Source organism: Microbacterium xerophyticum, assembly GCF_053543555.1.
Genome location: NZ_JBLVOB010000004.1, coordinates 207,718 through 224,247, shown reverse-complemented (window position 1 = coordinate 224,247; position 16,530 = coordinate 207,718). Strand labels below are relative to the sequence as shown.

At 68.0% G+C, this 16,530-nt stretch carries 16 protein-coding genes; 7 read left to right on the top strand and 9 right to left on the bottom strand.

What is annotated here, in order from left to right; all coding sequences use genetic code 11:
• The gene (locus ACNPNP_RS03695) at positions 1–798 is read right to left on the bottom strand and encodes an IclR family transcriptional regulator (protein ID WP_448964713.1); all 798 of its coding nucleotides are present in this window, start codon (positions 796–798) and stop codon (positions 1–3) included.
• Between the two features lie 33 nt (positions 799–831).
• On the bottom strand, positions 832–1,389 hold the full coding sequence (locus tag ACNPNP_RS03690; protein WP_448964712.1) for a carboxymuconolactone decarboxylase family protein: 558 nt from the start codon (positions 1,387–1,389) through the stop codon (positions 832–834).
• A 126-nt stretch (positions 1,390–1,515) separates the two neighbouring features.
• Between ACNPNP_RS03690 and ACNPNP_RS03685 the strand changes: the two genes are divergently transcribed.
• From ACNPNP_RS03685 to ACNPNP_RS03670, 4 genes are read left to right on the top strand one after another with little or no spacing between them, the layout of a single operon-like run.
• A complete protein-coding gene (locus ACNPNP_RS03685; RefSeq protein WP_448964711.1) occupies positions 1,516–2,307 on the top strand; it encodes an SDR family NAD(P)-dependent oxidoreductase in 792 nt (263 codons plus the stop codon).
• 23 nt (positions 2,308–2,330) lie between these two features.
• A complete protein-coding gene (locus ACNPNP_RS03680; protein ID WP_448964710.1) occupies positions 2,331–3,122 on the top strand; it encodes an SDR family NAD(P)-dependent oxidoreductase in 792 nt (263 codons plus the stop codon).
• A 39-nt stretch (positions 3,123–3,161) separates the two neighbouring features.
• Positions 3,162–4,037, top strand: a complete 876-nt coding sequence (locus ACNPNP_RS03675; RefSeq protein WP_448964709.1) for a fumarylacetoacetate hydrolase family protein — start codon at positions 3,162–3,164, stop codon at positions 4,035–4,037.
• Positions 4,034–4,906, top strand: coding sequence for a fumarylacetoacetate hydrolase family protein (locus tag ACNPNP_RS03670; protein ID WP_448964708.1), 873 nt, complete (start codon positions 4,034–4,036; stop codon positions 4,904–4,906). The genes ACNPNP_RS03675 and ACNPNP_RS03670 overlap by 4 nt, the downstream gene beginning before the upstream one ends.
• A 28-nt stretch (positions 4,907–4,934) precedes the next feature.
• On the opposite strand, the gene ACNPNP_RS03665 is transcribed toward ACNPNP_RS03670, so the two are convergent.
• The 4 genes from ACNPNP_RS03665 to ACNPNP_RS03650 all read right to left on the bottom strand — a co-directional run bounded on the left by ACNPNP_RS03665 (position 4,935) and on the right by ACNPNP_RS03650 (position 8,689).
• Positions 4,935–5,594, bottom strand: coding sequence for a response regulator (locus ACNPNP_RS03665; RefSeq protein ID WP_448964707.1), 660 nt, complete (start codon positions 5,592–5,594; stop codon positions 4,935–4,937).
• Positions 5,591–6,883, bottom strand: a complete 1,293-nt coding sequence (locus ACNPNP_RS03660) for a sensor histidine kinase (protein ID WP_448964706.1) — start codon at positions 6,881–6,883, stop codon at positions 5,591–5,593. The genes ACNPNP_RS03665 and ACNPNP_RS03660 overlap by 4 nt, the downstream gene beginning before the upstream one ends.
• Before the next feature lie 70 nt (positions 6,884–6,953).
• Positions 6,954–7,766: an ABC transporter permease gene (locus ACNPNP_RS03655; RefSeq protein WP_448964705.1), complete on the bottom strand. Its 813-nt coding sequence runs from the start codon at positions 7,764–7,766 to the stop codon at positions 6,954–6,956.
• Positions 7,763–8,689, bottom strand: a complete 927-nt coding sequence (locus tag ACNPNP_RS03650) for an ABC transporter ATP-binding protein (protein WP_448964704.1) — start codon at positions 8,687–8,689, stop codon at positions 7,763–7,765. The genes ACNPNP_RS03655 and ACNPNP_RS03650 overlap by 4 nt, the downstream gene beginning before the upstream one ends.
• Before the next feature lie 225 nt (positions 8,690–8,914).
• Here ACNPNP_RS03650 and ACNPNP_RS03645 point away from each other — a divergent pair, with 225 nt between their 5' ends.
• Complete coding sequence (locus ACNPNP_RS03645) at positions 8,915–10,450, top strand: MFS transporter (RefSeq protein ID WP_448964703.1); 1,536 nt, start codon at positions 8,915–8,917, stop codon at positions 10,448–10,450.
• Between the two features lie 9 nt (positions 10,451–10,459).
• A complete protein-coding gene (locus ACNPNP_RS03640) occupies positions 10,460–11,476 on the top strand; it encodes a magnesium and cobalt transport protein CorA (RefSeq protein ID WP_448964702.1) in 1,017 nt (338 codons plus the stop codon).
• Positions 11,477–11,480: 4 nt separating this feature from the next.
• On the opposite strand, the gene ACNPNP_RS03635 is transcribed toward ACNPNP_RS03640, so the two are convergent.
• Both ACNPNP_RS03635 and ACNPNP_RS03630 read right to left on the bottom strand, forming a co-directional pair.
• The gene (locus tag ACNPNP_RS03635; RefSeq protein ID WP_448964701.1) at positions 11,481–12,563 is read right to left on the bottom strand and encodes a PQQ-dependent sugar dehydrogenase; all 1,083 of its coding nucleotides are present in this window, start codon (positions 12,561–12,563) and stop codon (positions 11,481–11,483) included.
• Between the two features lie 32 nt (positions 12,564–12,595).
• Positions 12,596–13,789, bottom strand: coding sequence for a MalY/PatB family protein (locus tag ACNPNP_RS03630; protein WP_448964700.1), 1,194 nt, complete (start codon positions 13,787–13,789; stop codon positions 12,596–12,598).
• 163 nt (positions 13,790–13,952) lie between these two features.
• Between ACNPNP_RS03630 and ACNPNP_RS03625 the strand changes: the two genes are divergently transcribed.
• The gene (locus ACNPNP_RS03625) at positions 13,953–15,542 is read left to right on the top strand and encodes a molybdopterin-dependent oxidoreductase (RefSeq protein ID WP_448964699.1); all 1,590 of its coding nucleotides are present in this window, start codon (positions 13,953–13,955) and stop codon (positions 15,540–15,542) included.
• Between the two features lie 40 nt (positions 15,543–15,582).
• On the opposite strand, the gene ACNPNP_RS03620 is transcribed toward ACNPNP_RS03625, so the two are convergent.
• Positions 15,583–16,461 carry an SMP-30/gluconolactonase/LRE family protein gene (locus ACNPNP_RS03620; protein WP_448964698.1) on the bottom strand — a complete coding sequence of 293 codons (879 nt, stop codon included), beginning with the start codon at positions 16,459–16,461 and terminating at the stop codon, positions 15,583–15,585.
• Between the last annotated feature and the right edge of the window lie 69 nt (positions 16,462–16,530).

Here is a 16,530-nt window from a genome sequence, read left to right as displayed (position 1 = left end):
TCAGGCCGCGCGCAGCAGCCGGGAGATGTTCTCGGCCGTCGCGCGGATGCGCTCGAGCAGCGGGCCGCGCAGCGATTCGATGTCGTACCGGGACGAGGCCACCGCGATGTTGATCGCCGCCGCAGGTCTGGCACTCCGTCCGAACACCGGCACCGACACCGAGCGGAGGCCGGCTGCGACCTCCTGGTCTTGGAGCGCATAGCCGGCCGCGCGGATCTCGGCGAGCCGCCGACGCAGATCGTCCGGGGACGTGGCGGCGTTGGGTCCGGCGTGCCCGGTGAAGTCGTGCCGTGCCAGCGTCGTCGTGAGCTCGTCGTCATCGAGGTACGACAGCAGGAGCTTGCCCATCGAGGTGTACGCGGCGGGAAGCGTGGATCCGACCTGGATGTTGGCGGTCACCAGATCCGAGTTGCGGAGCCTGGCCAGATACAGCACCTGATCGCCGACGAGCACGCCGAGATTAACCGTCTCGCCGGACTCCTCGGCCAGATGCCGCAGCGGCTGCTCGCTGAGCTGGACGATGCTGGAGCCGCGGAGCGCGGCGGATCCCAGCGTGAGCACAGCGACGCCCGGCCGGATCGCCCCGTCGGGGAGCCGCTCGAGGAAGCCGCCCTCTTCGAGAGTCGCGACGACGCGGAAGGCGGTCGGCATGGGGATGCCGGTGCGATCGCAGATCTCGCGGAGCTTCAGCGAGGTCACCGACTCGTCGAAGAGCCGGAGGACGTCGAGCCCTTTCGCGAGGGCCTCGATGCGGTAGCGGCTGCCGCTCTTCGCCGCGTCGGATTCGTGGACTTTCATAGAGTGGAAACGTATCTCAGGACGCGTGCCGGGTCAATTGTCGATCCGGAAGGCGCGCAGCTGCAGGGCCAGCGTGCCGTAGTAGCCGGCGAGCGCCGTGAGCTCGAACACTCCGCCGGCGCCGAAAGCGGCAGCGGCGGCATCCCACGTACGGTCGGCGAGGTCGCCGTCCAACAGCTCGATTACGACCTGGGCGACGATGGCCTCGTCGCCCGTGAACGGGGATCGATCGAGCATCCGAAGAGCGGACAGCTCGGCGTCCGAGAGCCCGACGGCGCGCGCGACGGCCTCGTGGGACTCGCGCTCGAATGCGCTGTCCCACCGTGCGGCGACGAGCAGGATGGCGAGTTCGCGCATCCGATCGGACAGCGCGGTGCGGTACCGGATCGCGGCGCCCAGTGCCTGCTGGGCCGACCCGACCGCCGGCGAGAGCAGCATCGCATCGAAAGGACCGCGCAGCGAGCCGTCGGCAGCGGTGAGCGCGAAATGCTGCGGCCCCGCTGCGCGAGGGCCATTGGTGATCGCCTCGTACAACTCGGACTCGGCGCCGTTCAGCTCCGACGGGGTGCGAGGGGTGATGCGAGGCGACATGTCTCTCCTGACGGTGGGTGCGAAGGTGCGGCGACGCGATTGACGGATTCGTCCGCTCGCGATACATTCATACAACGAAAGTCATTTTCACTCAATAAATGAGTTGAACAGAACGAGGAATCACCGATGTCGACTGACACGATCGCCGGAGCTCGCGTGGACGCCGGCTGGCTGGGTCTCGACGGCACCCGCGTGCTCGTCGCCGGTGCGGGCGGGATCGGCGGGGCCTGCGCACTCGCGTACGCCGCGGCGGGAGCATCCGTCGCGGTCGTCGATCGGGACCGCTCCGTCCTGGATCAGCTGGGGGCGGCGCTTCAGGCCGGGGAGGTCCGCTACGAGCTAATCGAAGCCGATCTGACCGAACGCGGCTCCGGTGCGGGTGTCGTCGCGGAGGCGATTGCGCGGCTGGGCGGCCTCGACGTGCTGCTGCACGCGGTCGGCATCAACGACCGTCGCCCCATCCTCGAGTTCACGGAGCAGGAGTGGGAGCGCATCCTCGCGGTCAACCTCTCCACGCTCTTCGGCATCGCCCAGGCCGCCGGTCGTCACATGGTCACCCAGGGCTCCGGCCGCATCCTCGCCCTCTCCAGCGTGTCGGGACTGCTCGCCCATCACTCGCACGGTCCGTACGCGGCATCCAAGGGCGGCGTCAACCAGCTGCTGCGCGTGATGGCGCGCGAGTGGGCGTCGTCCGGCGTCACGGTCAACGCGCTGGCCCCCGGCTACATCGAGACGCCGCTGACGGCGGTCGAGCTGTCCAAGCCGGGAAAGCGGGCCGACCTCGAGAGCCTGGTGCCGGCCGGGCGTCTGGGTACGCCGGACGAGCTCACCGGCCCCGCGCTGTTCCTGTCCTCCCGTCACGCCGGATTCATCACGGGACACGTGATGTACATCGACGGCGGACGCACCCTCGTCTGACACGACCCAAGAACGGATACATCATGTCGCAGTCCTCATCGCAGATCTTCCCTCGATTCGCGGGCAAGACCGTCCTCGTCACCGGCGCCGGCACCGGTTTCGGCGCCGAGATCGCCGTGCGCGCCGCCCAGGAGGGCGCCAGGATCGCCGTGCACTACCGGTCGTCGAAGGCGGGCGCGCAGGCCACCCTCGAGCGCATCCGCGAAGCAGGCAGCGACGGCATCCTGGTGCAGGCCGACATCGGATCCTGGGATGCCATCAGGAAGATGGCCGATGAGGTGTTCGAGGCGTTCGGCACGCTGGACGTGCTCGTCAACAACGTCGGCGACGTGTCCAGCGAGCAGATGAACTGGAACGAGCTGACCCAGGAGGCGCTCGACGCGGTGATCGACATCGACGTCAAGGGCACGCTGCTGATGACCCACGAGTTCGGCGAGCGGATGCTGGCGCAGGGGCACGGCAACATCGTCCAGGTCGGATCGACCGTGATCGTGCGCGGCTCGGCGCGTGCGCCGCAGTATGCGGCCGCGAAGTACGCGATCCTCGGCATCACGAAGTCGTACGCCAAGGCGTTCGCACCCGCCGTGCGCGTGAACACCTTCGCACCGGGGTTCATGGAGACCGAGCGGCTGCTGAATCGCGAGGACTGGAAGAGCGGCCGCCGCGAGGTGCTGCTCTCGCAGACGCCGATGGGGGTCATCCCGCCGCCTGAGTTCGTCGCCGGTGCGTGCCTCTGGCTCGCGACCGACGAGGCCGCGCATCTGACCGGCGGGTACATGCTCGCCGACGGCGGATTCAACATGGTCGGCGCCTGAGCGCCGCCCGAGACAGACAACGACAGGGAGAAAAGACCGATGAAGCTCATCACCTTCGACGGCGGCCGGGTGGGCCGTCTGGAACTCGAGGAGGGCACGGTCATCGAACTCGATGTGCCCTCCACGCGCGAGTACTTCGAGCGCGGCGGCGATGTGCGCGAGACGGGAGAGCGGCTGGCCTACGCCGACGTGAAGCTCGAGGCGCCGATCCGCCCGAAGAAGTTCTTCCACACGGCGGGGAACTTCGCCGATCACCACAACGAGCTCACCGCGGTGGACTGGTCGCACCCCGTGCACAAGGGCATCGTGTTCTTCCAGAACGTCGATGCGATCATCGGCCCGGACGATGAGATCGTGTACCCCGAGGGGCTGACGAAGGAACTGGACTACGAGCTCGAGCTCGGCATCATCATCGGCAAGTCCGGCAAGTTCTTCGGCCCGGACGAAGCCGACGACTACATCGCCGGATTCACCGTGTTCAACGACATCTCGGCGCGCGACATCCAGCGCAAGGAGATGGAATCAGGGGTCTTCTCGTTCAGTAAGGCGATCGACACGTTCTGCCCGATCGGGCCGTGGATCGTCACCCGCGACGAGGTGCCCGACATGCATGAGCTCCCGATGCAGCTGCGCGTCAACGGCGAGGTCCGCCAGCAGGGCAACACGAACCAGACGCGGATCAAATTCCCGCATCTGGTCGCGTACCACTCGCCGCAGATCTACAGTGCCGGCGACATCATCACCACCGGCACAATCTCGGGCGTCGCGGCCGTGCAGCCGAACCCGTTCGACTTCTACCTGAAGCCCGGCGACGAGATCGAGGCCGAGATCACCGGCATCGGCACGCTGCGCAACAACGTCGTCAGCTGGCAGGACCGGTACGGTGTCCCCGCACCGCAGCGGGTCGACTGGTGAAGATCGCCAATCTCGCCGGTCGCGCCGTCCTCGTGCGAGGCGATGGCGGCGCGACCGACGTCCACACCGCATCCGACGGGCGGTTCGGTCCCGATCCGCAGGCGCTGTTCGATGACTGGGACTCCTTCGCCGGGTGGGCGTCGAGCGCTCGGACGGATGCTGCGGCATCCGTCGCCTTCGATGTCGCTGCCCTCGGCGCGCCGGTTCCGCGCCCACGCCAGGTGTTCGCAATCGGCCTGAACTACGCCGAGCACGCCGCCGAAGCCGGATACCCGCCGGACTCGATGCCGGTGACGTTCACGAAGTTCCCGTCCTCGATCGTCGGCCAGGATGCTGTCGTCGAGCTGCCCGACGGGCATGTCGACTGGGAGGTGGAGCTCGTCGTCGTGATCGGCAGGCGGGGGCACCGCCTCACGCGGGACAACGCCTGGGACCACGTCGCAGGACTCACGATCGGCCAGGATATCTCCGAGCGGATCACCCAGCTGCAGGGGGCTCCCCCGCAGTTCAGCCTGGGCAAGTCGTACCCCGGCTTCGGGCCGACCGGACCATGGCTGGTGACGCCGGACGAGTTCGCCGACCGCGATGATCTGGCGATCTCGTGCACGCTGTCCGGCGAGGGGATGCAGGCGTCTCGCACCTCGATGATGCTCTACGACGTGCCGGAGTTGCTGGTGCGCCTCTCGGCCGTCTGCCCGCTGCTGCCGGGGGACATCATCTTCTCGGGCACCCCGTCCGGCATCGGCAACCGTCGCACGCCGCAACGATTCATCGGACCGGACGACGTGCTGGTCAGCAAAGTCGATGGGATCGGTGTTCTGACGACTCGGTTCGCGCCGGCGCCACCCGTCTCCGGCACCGCCGAATGAACAGGCGTCGGCGTTCGCGTTCTGGGGACTATGCGTCTTCGCTCATCCCGTAACGGTGCGCGAGGATCACGGCGTGGATCCGGTCCCTCGCCTCGAGCTTCATCAGCACGCGGCCGACGTGCGTCTTGACGGTCGACTCGCTCAGGTACAGCTCCTGAGCGATCTCCGCGTTCGTGAGCCCGCGGGCGATCGCACGGAACACGTCGCGTTCGCGGTCGGTGAGCGCAGCGGTGGGATCCGATGCCGCCTCTGCCGCAGGCAGGCGAGGGCCGAGGTGCTCCAGCAGCCGACGCGTCACCCTCGGCGACAATGCGGCATCCCCGCGGTGCACCGCACGCACGGCCGAGGTCATCTCGTGCCGCTGAGCGTCCTTGAGCAGGAAACCGCTCGCCCCCGCGCGGATCGCACCGAAGGCGTACTCGTCGAGGTCGAATGTGGTGAGCACGAGCACCCGGGTGTCGGGGGCCTCGACGATGGCCTCCGTCGCGGCGATGCCGTCGAGCCCTGGCATCCGGATGTCCATCAGCACGACGTCGGGTCGCAGCTCCCGCGCACGACTGATCGCCGCCTCGCCGTCGCCGGCCTCACCGACGACGACCATGTCGGATTCGGCCTCGAGGACGAGCCGGAACCCGACGCGGATGAGGTCCTGGTCGTCGACGAGGAGAATGCGGATCGGATCGGTCACTTGACGTCCTCTGCTCGGTCGGGGGTGGTCGATCCGGATGCCGCCGGCAGCTCTGCGCGCAGCATCCAGTGCCGGTCGTCGACCGGTCCGGAGTGGATCGTGCCGTTCACATGCGTGGCGCGCTCGCTGAGACCGCGGAGTCCGAACCCGGTCGTGCCGACCGGACCGGTGACGCCGTCGTTCTCGATCTCGATGAGCACGGGGTCGCGGGAGTAGTCGATGAGCACGGCGATCCTCGTCGCGCCGCGAGCGTGACGCATGGCGTTGGTGATCCCCTCCTGCACGATCCGGCCGATCGCGAAGTCCACCGTGGCGGACACGTTCGCCTCGCCGACGGTCGTGAGGGTGACGGGGTATCCGGCGTTCTGCGCCGTGGCGACGGTGGCGTGCGGAGCGGCGGATTCCATCGGGGCCAGGGGGATGTCGCCCGCCCCGTCGCGCAGCACTCCGAGCATCGAGCGCATCTCGGTCAGCGCACCGCGGGCGGTCGCCGCCGCCGCGGTGGCAGCATCCCTCGCCCGTGCCTGGTCCTCGGTCGCGGCGGCGCCCTCCGAGAGGGCGACGATCACGGTCAACGAGTGCGAGACGATGTCGTGCATCTCGCGCGCGATCCTGGCGCGCTCCGCGGATGCCGCCAGCTGAGCCTGCTGATCGCGTTCGACGAGAAGCTGTCGCGATCTGTCGATCACGGCTTCGAGGTAGCGTTTGCGACCCCCGACGTTCACGCCGATGAGCGTGCCGATCAGAGCCAGCGTGAGCTGCCCGAAGATGGCGTTCAACGCCGTCTGGAGGGAGATCACACCGGTGAGCTGCAGGGCGATGGAGATCAGGCTCAGCGAGCCCATGCCGATCGCCAGCCCGTTCCACGCCGCACGCGAGGAGCGGTACACGGCAAGGGAGTAGCTCGTGACGAGCAGCAGCGGGCCACCCGCCGGCTCCAGGAGGAAGAGGTACGCGACCGCTGTGACGTACGCGACGATGAAGGCCGTGCGCGGCCACTGCCGTCGTCGCAGCAGGAGTGCGCACGCGCACAGGATGAGCGTCCCGATGATGATGCTGGCGACCACAGGCGGAGGGTCGATGAGCACCATGTCGCCATCAGGCGTCGAACGATATGTGGCGAAGTTCGATGCCGGGACGATCGAGAGCAGCAGGCAGATGAGTGCGACGAGCACGTCGGCGAAGACCGGATGCCGCGCCCAGAAGCGACGGATGATCCCCGGCGGACGCGGAAGCGGGGGGGCCTCCTCCTCACGGAGGGAGGCGCTGCGGCTACTCGAGGTCGACACGGCCTCGACTCTACGCGTCGGTGAGTGCGGGAGTCGTGTTCTCACGTGCGTGCCGATGGACGTCGCGCTCTCACGCGTCGCGGGTCCTGAGGACCGCCCATGCCGACGCCATCCCGGCCGCGACCCATGCGCCGAGCGTCAGGTAGGCCTCGCCGGTGGACAGACCCACGCCGTCCTGGGGGAGGATGGCGCTCTGAGCGGCGGTCATCGGCAGGTGGTTGCTCACATCCGTGATCCATTCCCAGCCCTCGACCGGCATCGCGAAGATGCTCGCGATGATGGGGAGGACGAACAGGAGTCCGACGGTGGCTGCGATCGCACCGGCGCCGGAGCGCAGCAGGAACCCGAAGGCCACGCCGATCAGCGCGAACACGGCCATCGAGAACGACGCGGCCAGGATCGGCACGATCGCACCGGCAAGGTCGTCTCCAGGGAACGCGATGTCCCTCGACGCGAAGATCGGCATCACCGCGATCGCGGCGAGGATGAAGATCGCGAGCGAGGAGATGAAGAGGAACACGCCCACGACGATCGCCTTGGCGGCGAGCACCGAGCCGCGGACGGGATCGGCGGCCAATGTGGACCGGATCATCCCGGTGGAGTACTCACCGGTCACGGCGATGGCTCCGAGGATGCCGGCGAGCAGCATCGTGAACTGGAAAGGTGTCACGACGGCTTGGATCGGTTCGAACCCTGGGACGTTCACTGCGCCCGCGACGAGCACGGCGATGCCGATCGTGAACAGCGCGGCGATGCTGATCGACCACCAGGTGGAGCGGAGGGTCGAGAGCTTGATCCATTCGCTGCGCAGCACACGCGCGAACGTGAGGCGGTGCGTCGAGGCCACGCGCGGGCGTGCGGCGGGGGCGGCTGTGGTGGTCATGCGAGTTCCTTCACGGAGTAGTCGGCGGAACGGTACTCGACCGATTCGCCGGTGAGTGCGAGATACGCGTCCTCGAGCGAGCCGTTCGCCGGGGTGAGCTCATGCAACGGGATGCCGCGATCGGCGGCGATGTCGCCGATGCGCGAGGCGGGGAGTCCGACGATGTCCAGCGAATCGGGGCTCGTGCTGACGATCTCGACGTCGCTGGAAGCGACGGCGGATGCCAGATCCGCGATCCGCGGGCTGCGGACCCTGACCGTCGTCGCGGTCCAGGCGCGGCCGAGCTCGTCCAGCGGAGCATCCGCCAGCACTCGACCGCGGCCCATGACGATCACGTGATCCGCGGTCTGCGCCATCTCGCTCATGAGGTGGCTGGACAGCAGCACGGTTCGTCCTTCGGACGCGGCGAAGCGCACGAACTGACGCACCCAGCGCACGCCCTCGGGGTCGAGGCCGTTGACGGGCTCGTCGAGGATCAGCGTGTGGGGATCGCCGAGCAGCGCCGAGGCGATGCCGAGGCGCTGGCCCATGCCGAGCGAGAACTTGCCGGCGCGCTTGCGGGCCACCGACCCGATACCGGCGAGATCGATGACCTCGTCGACGCGCGATGAGGGGATGCCGTGGGTCGCCGCCATCGCGCGCAGGTGGTTCCTGGCGGTGCGGCCGGTGTGCACGGCCTTGGCGTCGAGGAGCACGCCGACCTCTGTGAGAGGGGCGCGCAGGCGCCGGTACTCCTTGCCGTTGACGGACGTCCTGCCGGCGGTGGGTCTGTCGAGGCCCACGATCATGCGCATCGTGGTGGATTTGCCGGCGCCGTTCGGTCCGAGGAAGCCGGTGACGGTACCCGGCTTCACGGTGAACGAGACGTCCTGCACTGCGGTCTTGTCTCCGAACCTCTTCGTGAGGCCTTCTGCTGTGATCATGTCTCCACGCTACGAAGACGCGCCAGATGCGCGCGTCCTCCCCAGGTGCCGACTGCGTGGATCCGGGTGGCACTGCGGACCCACCGCGACGATTCGGCAATAGGTGACAACGCCGCGCACACTGGCTGCACGGATGCGCCCGGTGGGTATCGTGAGACCCATCGAGATCCGTTCCAGGGGTGCGAGCCCGTGATCCGGACCGGATCGGACCGAAGGGATCATCCCATGTCCAATGACAATCCTGTCTCCGATCCTCAGGCTGCGGCATCCGATGGCGGTGCGCGCTCACGGCGCCTCAGGAAGCCGATCGTCCGCCGCAGAAGGCTCGAAGTCGACGACGTGCTCGTGGTCAAGAGGTCGCGGCTGCGCATCGCGATCTCCGGCACGGTGGTCGGCAACTTCATGGAGTGGTTCGACTTCGGAATCTACGGCTACCTCGCTGTCACGCTGACCGCGGTGTTCGCATCCGACGCCCCGGGCGGCTTCGGCCTGCTGCTGACCCTGCTCGGGTTCGCGATCTCGTTCCTCGTGCGTCCCCTCGGTGGGCTGGTGCTCGGGCCGCTCGGTGACAGGATCGGCCGGCAGAAGGTGCTGTTCTTCACGATGACGATGATGGCGATCGCCACCGGGCTCATCGGACTGCTGCCGACGTCCGAGCAACTGGGGCTGTGGGCCATCGTTCCGCTGTACCTGCTGAAGATGGTGCAGGGCTTCTCCACCGGCGGTGAGTACGCGGGCGCGACCACCTACGTGTCCGAGTTCTCCCCCGACCGTTCGCGGGGGTACTGGTCATCGTTCCTCGATGTCGGCTCGTACATCGGCTTCGCCGCCGGTGCCTCGACCGTCGCGATCGTCACGTGGATCACCGAGGGCATCTCGGGCACCGGGGCGATGATCGAGTACGGCTGGCGCATCCCCTTCCTCATCGCCATCCCGCTCGGCGTCGTGGCGATCTGGTTCCGGCTGAAGATCCCGGAGACCCCCGCGTTCGAAGCCGAACCGGAGGAGGAGCGCGAGGGGAACCCGAACGATCCGCTGGCGCGCCAGGGCGTCATCGGCATCTTCCGGCACCACTGGCGCGAGGTGCTGATCGGCATCGCGCTGGTGTCTGCGACCAACACCGCCGGCTACGCGCTGACCAGTTACATGCCGACCTATCTCGAGACCGAGGTCGGCGTGTCCAATCTGATGGCGGCGATCGCCACGGTGCCGGTGCTGATCGTGATGAGCGCGTGCCTGCCGCTGATCGGCAAGCTGTCCGACCGCATCGGGCGCAAGCCCGTGTACGGCATCGCGGTGATCTCGACGATCGTGCTGATGGTGCCCGCGTTCGCGGTGATGCAGATCGGTCAGGAATGGGCGGTCATCATCGCGCTGGCGATGGTGGCGATCCCGGTCGCGTTCTACGTCGCGATCTCGGCATCCGCTCTTCCCGCACTGTTCCCGACCGCGTCCCGATTCGGGGCGATGGCGATCGCGTACAACGTCGCGGTGTCGTTGTTCGGCGGCACGACGCCGCTGTTCAGCCAGGCGCTGATCGACCTCACCGGCAACACGTACATGCCGGCGTTCTACATCATGTTCTTCGCCGCGCTCGGCGGCGTGGCGATGCTCTCGATGAAGGAGACGGCGAAGCGGCCGCTGAAGGGATCGTTCCCGACGGTGGAGACGCGTGCCGAGGCGAAGGAACTGGTCGCCGAGCAGGACGATAATGAACTGCTCGACACCAGCACCATGCCCCTGCCCATCATCCAGAACTGAGGTCTCCCGATGGCCATCATCGACAACGCGATATACGTGAGCGGTGTCCGAACGGAGAACCCGCACACCTTGAGCGAGACCTTCGAGACCATGCGCGAGCGCGGTGGAATGGGCTGGATCGGGCTGTACCGTCCCAGCGAGCACGAGGTGCGCGAGGTGGCGGACGAACTGGGGCTGCACGCCCTCGTGGTGGAGGACGCTCTCGCCGGCCACCAGCGTCCGAAGATCGAGCGTTACGGGGACGTGCTGTTCCTGGTGCTGCGCCCCGCCCGGTATCTGGACGATGTGGAGGAGGTCGAGTTCGGGGAGGTGCACGTCGTCGCGGGTCCCGACTTCGTCGTGACGATCCGCCATGCCGAGTCTCCCGACCTCGGACGCGTGCGCGCCAGGCTCGAGCACGATCAGCAGCTGCTCGCGCGCGGTCCTGAAGCGGTGCTGTACGCGATCCTCGACGAAGTGGTCGACGAGTACGCTCCCGTTCTGGCCGGCCTCGAGAACGACATCGACGAGATCGAGAACCAGCTGTTCGTCGAGGATGCCGACGCCACCGAGCGCATCTACAAACTCGCCCGTGAGGTGATCGACTTCCAGCGGGCGACGCAGCCGCTTCCCGGCATGCTCGAGGCGCTGCAGCGCGGATCCGAGAAGTATCAGGTCGAGCTCGAGCTGCAGCAGTATCTGCGCGACGTGCTCGATCACACGTTGCGCATCGCGGATCGCGCCACGACGTTCCGGACGGTGCTCGACAACGCTCTCACCGTGGAGTCGACGATCGTCGCGCGACGTCAGAACGAGGAGATGCGAAGGATGACGGAGTTGAGCATCCGTCAGAACGAAGAGGTCAAGAAGATCTCGGGGTGGGCGGCGATCCTGTTCGCACCGACGCTGATCGGCACGATCTACGGGATGAACTTCACCGTCATGCCGGAGCTCCATTGGACGTACGGCTACCCGATGGCCGTCGGGGCGATGCTCGTGATGGGTCTCGGCCTCTACGCCGTCTTCAAGAAGAAGGGCTGGCTGTAACGCCTCAGTCGACGACGACCTCGAGGATCCGGTCGTCGTCCGGCCGTGGGCTTCCCCGTCCGTCGGTGTTGTTCGTCATCGCCCAGACGGATCCGTCGGGGGCGAGCGCGACGTCGCGGAGGCGCCCGTGTTCGCCGACCAGATGCTCGGTCGACGCGGCGAGGTCGGACAGGGGAACCTCGCGGAGGCGCTCGCCGCGGAGGTTCGCGATGAGGATGACGTCTCCGGCGACGACGATGCCGCTGGGACTGGCGTCCTGCGGCGCCCACTGCTGCACCGGATCGATGAAGCCGTCCTGTTCGGCGATGCCTTCGACCTCGGGCCAGCCGTAGTTGCCGCCGGGTTCGATCACGTTGAGTTCGTCCCAGGTGTCCTGCCCGAACTCGCTGGCGTACATGGTGCCGTCGGCATCCCAGGCGATGCCCTGGGGATTGCGGTGCCCGAGGCTGTAGACGGCCGACCCCGGGAAAGGGTTGTCCTGCGGGATGCGCCCGTCAGGGGTGAGGCGGAGGATCTTGCCACCCGGGCTGTCGAGGCTCTGCGCGCTCTGTTCATCCCCGGCGTCGCCGGTCGTGGCGTAGAGCATGCCGTCCGGACCGAACGCGATGCGGCCGCCGTTGTGATTGCGCGCTGCGGGGATGCCGTCGAACACGCGCTCGGGAGCGTCGAGGCCGAGCGCGCCCGGCTCTCCGGTCAGTGCGAAGCGGTCGATGCGGTTCTCGTCACCCGCTGTGTAGTACGCGTACAGATGATCATCGTGGACGGCGATGCCGAGGAGTCCACCTTCTCCGGCCGGCGCGACGCCGTCGATGACGGCGACCTCGCGGGCGGCGCCCGCGCCGTCGAGTTCGAGGATGCGCGCGGAATCGCGCTCGCTCACCAGCGCGGTCGTGCCGTGGAAGGCCACTGACCATGGGGCGTCGAGGCCCGAGACAGCGAGCGAGGATGACGGCGTCTCCGACGCGGTCGGGGTCGCGGATGCCGTCGCGGTCTCGGACGGCGCGACGTCCGCGGGAGCGGTGCAGGCCGTGAGTGCGGAGACGACGAGGATCAGGGGGATCAGACTCAGGAAGCGCTTCGTCGCCATGGGATCGCTCTCCGTCAGCTCTGTCCGTCCGGTCAGCGTGTCGAACCGGCTGGCAGCGGCGCTGTCCGGTCTGCCAGAGCCGCTGCGATCCGCCTCACGGCCTCTTCCATCAGGGGCCGGGGCATCGCGAACACGAAACGCGTGAAGCCGACCGCGGCGACTCCGCAGGCCGCCCCGTCGGTCATCGCGACGCCGGCGTTCTCTCGGAACCACGTGCCGAGATCGCCCGTGAGTCCGGTGGCTCGGAAGTCCAGCACCGCGATGTAGGTGCCCTCCGGCGTCGTCATCCTGACGCCGGGGAGGTGCTCGGCGACGAGATCGGCGAGCAGGCGGCGGTTGCCGTCGAGATACTCGACGACCTCCCTCAGCCAGCCGGCGCCACCGGTGTAGGCGCCGATGTTCGCGACAGCGCCGATCGTCGATGTGCCGTGACCGACCCAGGCGCCGGCCGTCTCCCAGAGCTGAGCGTCCTCTTCATTGGAGAGGATGATCTGCGCGCACTTGAGGCCCGCGAGGTTCCAGGCCTTGGAGGCGGACGCGGCAGTGATCGTGTGGCCGGCCGCCGTCTCCGAGATCGAGGCGTACGGGATGTGCCGTGCGGGGGAGTAGACGAGCGGGGCGTGGATCTCGTCGGAGAAGACCCGCCCTCCCGCTGCCGCGACGGTCTCGGCGACGCACTCGAGCTCTTCGCGCGTGGAGACGGTGCCGAGGGGGTTGTGCGGGTTGCACAGCACGAACAGCTCGCCGCCGTCGGCGAACGCGGCGGTCACGGCATCGTGGTCGATCTGCCAGCGGCCGTCGATCTCCACACTCGGTACTTCGATGACCCGACGGCCGTGCATCTGCGGGACCATCAGGAACGGCATGTAGGCGGGCGTCGGGACGATGACGGCGGCACCGGGGCTGGTGAACTGCTCGATCGCGAACTCGAACGCCGCGATCACGTCCGGAACGTGGTGCACGCGCTCGGCCGGCACGGTCCAGCCGTATGAGCCCGCATACCAGTCGGCTGTCGCCCGGGAGAGGTCGTCGGCGAGTTGCTGCGGGAGATAGCCGGTGAGTCCGCGTTCCATCGCGCCGCTCACAGCATCCTTGACCGCCGGTGCGACACCGAAGTCCATCTCGGCGACGAACGCCCCGATCATGTCGGGGAACATCGTCCACTTCAAGCTGCCGGCCGCGCGAAGGTCGGCTTCCGTGGTCGCGTCGAAGTCCTGGGGTGACATCCGCGCCGTCCTCTCGATCGGAGACTGGAGAACGCACTCTTGGCCGCTCCACTTTCCAGCGTAACGAGGATCTGAGACATGGGGTCGGTCGTCGGAGGGATCCGTTTCCGCTCCGGCTCCGAACAACGGGGGAGCACCTTCGCGGGTGAAGTTGGAGGAGATCGTGACAAAACGCAGCAATGGCCGACGATTCATCGCGTGGGCGGCGCTCGCGGGAGTGATCGCAGGGGCGGTCTTCCTCGCCACCGCAGAGCTGTTCGCACTGCTCTTCGCGCGCACGGCGAGCCCGATCCTGGCCGTCGGCGGGTTCGTGATCGACATCGTGCCGCAACCCTTCAAGGAGTTCGCGATCGCGACCTTCGGCGAGTACGACAAGATCGCGCTGCTGGCGGGTCTCGGCCTTGCCGTGGTCATCGCCTCGGCGATCGCCGGCATCCTGCAGTTGGTGCGCCCACCGCTCGGAGTGATCGCGTTGGTGATCGCCGGGGTGCTGTCGACCGCCGCGATCGTCACCCGCGCCGGCGTGACGCCCCTTGCATTCCTTCCGCCGGTGCTCGGAACCGTGGTCGGATCTTTCCTGCTGATCCTTCTCGTGCGGCGGTTGCAGGCATGGCGCGCGTCCTTCATCGCGCGTGATGAGGACGTGGTCGACCCCGCCGTCGATGCGCCGTCGGCTCCGAAGGAGCTCAACCGGCGACGCTTCTTCGTGCTGGCCGCTCTCGCCGGAGCATCCGCCGTCGTCGTCGGGATCACGGCCCGCACCGTGAGCATGGCGGTCTCATCCGTCGAGACGATCCGCAAGGCGCTGAAGCTGCCGGCCCCGCGCACGACCGTGACGGTGCCGGCCGGCGCAGAACTCGATGTTCCTGGCCTCAGCAAGCTGTTCACTCCGAATGCCGACTTCTACCGGGTCGACACGGCGCTGACCGTGCCGACGATCGATCCGGAGACCTGGCGACTGGTCATCGACGGCATGGTCGATCAGCGCGTCGAGCTGAGCTTCCAGGACATCCTCGACATGGGGGTGGACGAGTACGCGATCACCCTGACATGCGTCTCGAACGAGGTCGGCGGTGAGCTCGTGGGCAACGCGATGTGGCTCGGGGTGCCGCTGCGGGATGTGCTGCGCAAGGCCGGCGTCCAGTCCGGAGCGGACATGGTGCTCTCCCGCAGCGTCGACGGCTACACCGCGAGCACTCCGCTCGCCGCGCTCGTCGACGACGAGCTCGACGCGATCCTCGCTGTCGGCATGAACGGAGAGCCTCTCCCGCTCGAGCACGGCTTCCCCGTGCGGATGGTCGTGCCGGGGCTCTACGGGTACGTGTCGGCGACGAAGTGGCTGACCGAGCTCAAGGTCACCACCTTCGCCGCGGACGAGGCGTACTGGACTCCTCGCGGCTACAGCGCGGAGGCGCCGATCAAGTTCTCGTCGCGCCTCGACACCCCGAGCATCGGCGAGGCAGTGCCGGCCGGACGCATCCCGATCGCGGGTGTCGCCTGGGCGCAGTCGGTCGGGATCGAGCGCGTGGAGGTGCGCATCGATGAGGGCGACTGGATGCCGGCGACGCTGTCGACCCCCATCAACGACGACACCTGGGTGCAGTGGTTCATGGAATGGGATGCGACGCCCGGCACGCACTACGTCGCCGTTCGTGCCGTCAACAAGGACGGCGACCTCCAGATCGAGGAGCGCGCACCCATCGCACCCAACGGCTCGTCGGGGTGGCAGCGCTCGCTCATCCGCGTGACGTGATGGACGTCGTTCCACGGGAGTCCCTGCGCACCCTGAGTCGTCAGAACTGCGCAGCCCTCGTCACGGTGTGGACGCGGTAGAGGCTGGTGGTCGCCGTGATGAAGAGATCGCGGCCGTCCGGACCGCCGAAGCAGACGTTCGCGACCACCTCGGGGACGGGGATGAAGGCCAGCTTCGTCCCGTCCGGAGAGAAGACGTGCACGCCGTCACCGGCGGACGACCAGACGCGGCCCTCGACATCCACCGTGATGCCGTCGGGCAGACCGACCTCGATCGCGGCGAACTTCCGGCCGTTGGTCGCGCGGGCTCCGTCCACGTCGTACGCGCGGATGCGGTGGTCGCGCCGCGCGCCCAGCTCCGGCCCGGTGTCGGTGACGTAGACGACGCCGCCGTCGGGCGAGAACGCGATCCCGTTCGGGCGGTCCATGTCATCGATCATGGATGTGAGCCCGTCGGCATCTGACCAGCGGAACACATGACACGCGCCGTACTCGCGGATGCCGGGATGACCCTCGCGCGGCTGAGTGATGCCGTAATCGGGGTCGGTGAACCAATACGAGCCGTCCGGTGCGAGTGCCACGTCATTCGGCGAGTTCAGCCGGTGCACGCCCCAGCGTCCGACGATCTCGGTGACGGTCCCGTCGGGCAGTTCCCGTTCCAGCCGTCGCCGGCCGTGCGAGCACTGCACGACGCTGCCGTCGCGGTCCAGCATCCGGCCGTTCGTGAACTCCACGTCGCTGCGATGAACGCTCACCTCGGAGGTCGCCGCGTCCCAACGCATGATGCGGTTACCCGGGATGTCACTCCACCGCAGGACCCCTTCGTCGGGGATCCAGAGCGGCCCCTCCGACCAGGTCGCGCCGGTGGCGAGTCGTTCGACGGCTGAGCCGTGGGGGAGCAGGCCCGTTTCAGTCGTCATCGACGCCCTTCCGTTCCTGCTTCAGCGTAGGCGGGTCAACGCCAGGCAGGGCGACGCGGGCGCATCAGC

Bases quoted from the DNA above. Each gene is read 5' to 3' on its own strand.
- ACNPNP_RS03680 (WP_448964710.1), top strand. From the start codon at position 2,331: ATGTCGCAGTCCTCATCGCAGATCTTCCCTCGATTCGCGGGCAAGACC.
- ACNPNP_RS03690 (WP_448964712.1), bottom strand. From the start codon at position 1,389: ATGTCGCCTCGCATCACCCCTCGCACCCCGTCGGAGCTGAACGGCGCC.
- ACNPNP_RS03635 (WP_448964701.1), bottom strand. From the start codon at position 12,563: ATGGCGACGAAGCGCTTCCTGAGTCTGATCCCCCTGATCCTCGTCGTC.
- ACNPNP_RS03650 (WP_448964704.1), bottom strand. From the start codon at position 8,689: ATGATCACAGCAGAAGGCCTCACGAAGAGGTTCGGAGACAAGACCGCA.
- ACNPNP_RS03645 (WP_448964703.1), top strand. From the start codon at position 8,915: ATGTCCAATGACAATCCTGTCTCCGATCCTCAGGCTGCGGCATCCGAT.
- ACNPNP_RS03630 (WP_448964700.1), bottom strand. From the start codon at position 13,789: ATGTCACCCCAGGACTTCGACGCGACCACGGAAGCCGACCTTCGCGCG.
- ACNPNP_RS03675 (WP_448964709.1), top strand. From the start codon at position 3,162: ATGAAGCTCATCACCTTCGACGGCGGCCGGGTGGGCCGTCTGGAACTC.
- ACNPNP_RS03685 (WP_448964711.1), top strand. From the start codon at position 1,516: ATGTCGACTGACACGATCGCCGGAGCTCGCGTGGACGCCGGCTGGCTG.
- ACNPNP_RS03620 (WP_448964698.1), bottom strand. From the start codon at position 16,461: ATGACGACTGAAACGGGCCTGCTCCCCCACGGCTCAGCCGTCGAACGA.
- ACNPNP_RS03695 (WP_448964713.1), bottom strand. From the start codon at position 798: ATGAAAGTCCACGAATCCGACGCGGCGAAGAGCGGCAGCCGCTACCGC.
- ACNPNP_RS03640 (WP_448964702.1), top strand. From the start codon at position 10,460: ATGGCCATCATCGACAACGCGATATACGTGAGCGGTGTCCGAACGGAG.
- ACNPNP_RS03655 (WP_448964705.1), bottom strand. From the start codon at position 7,766: ATGACCACCACAGCCGCCCCCGCCGCACGCCCGCGCGTGGCCTCGACG.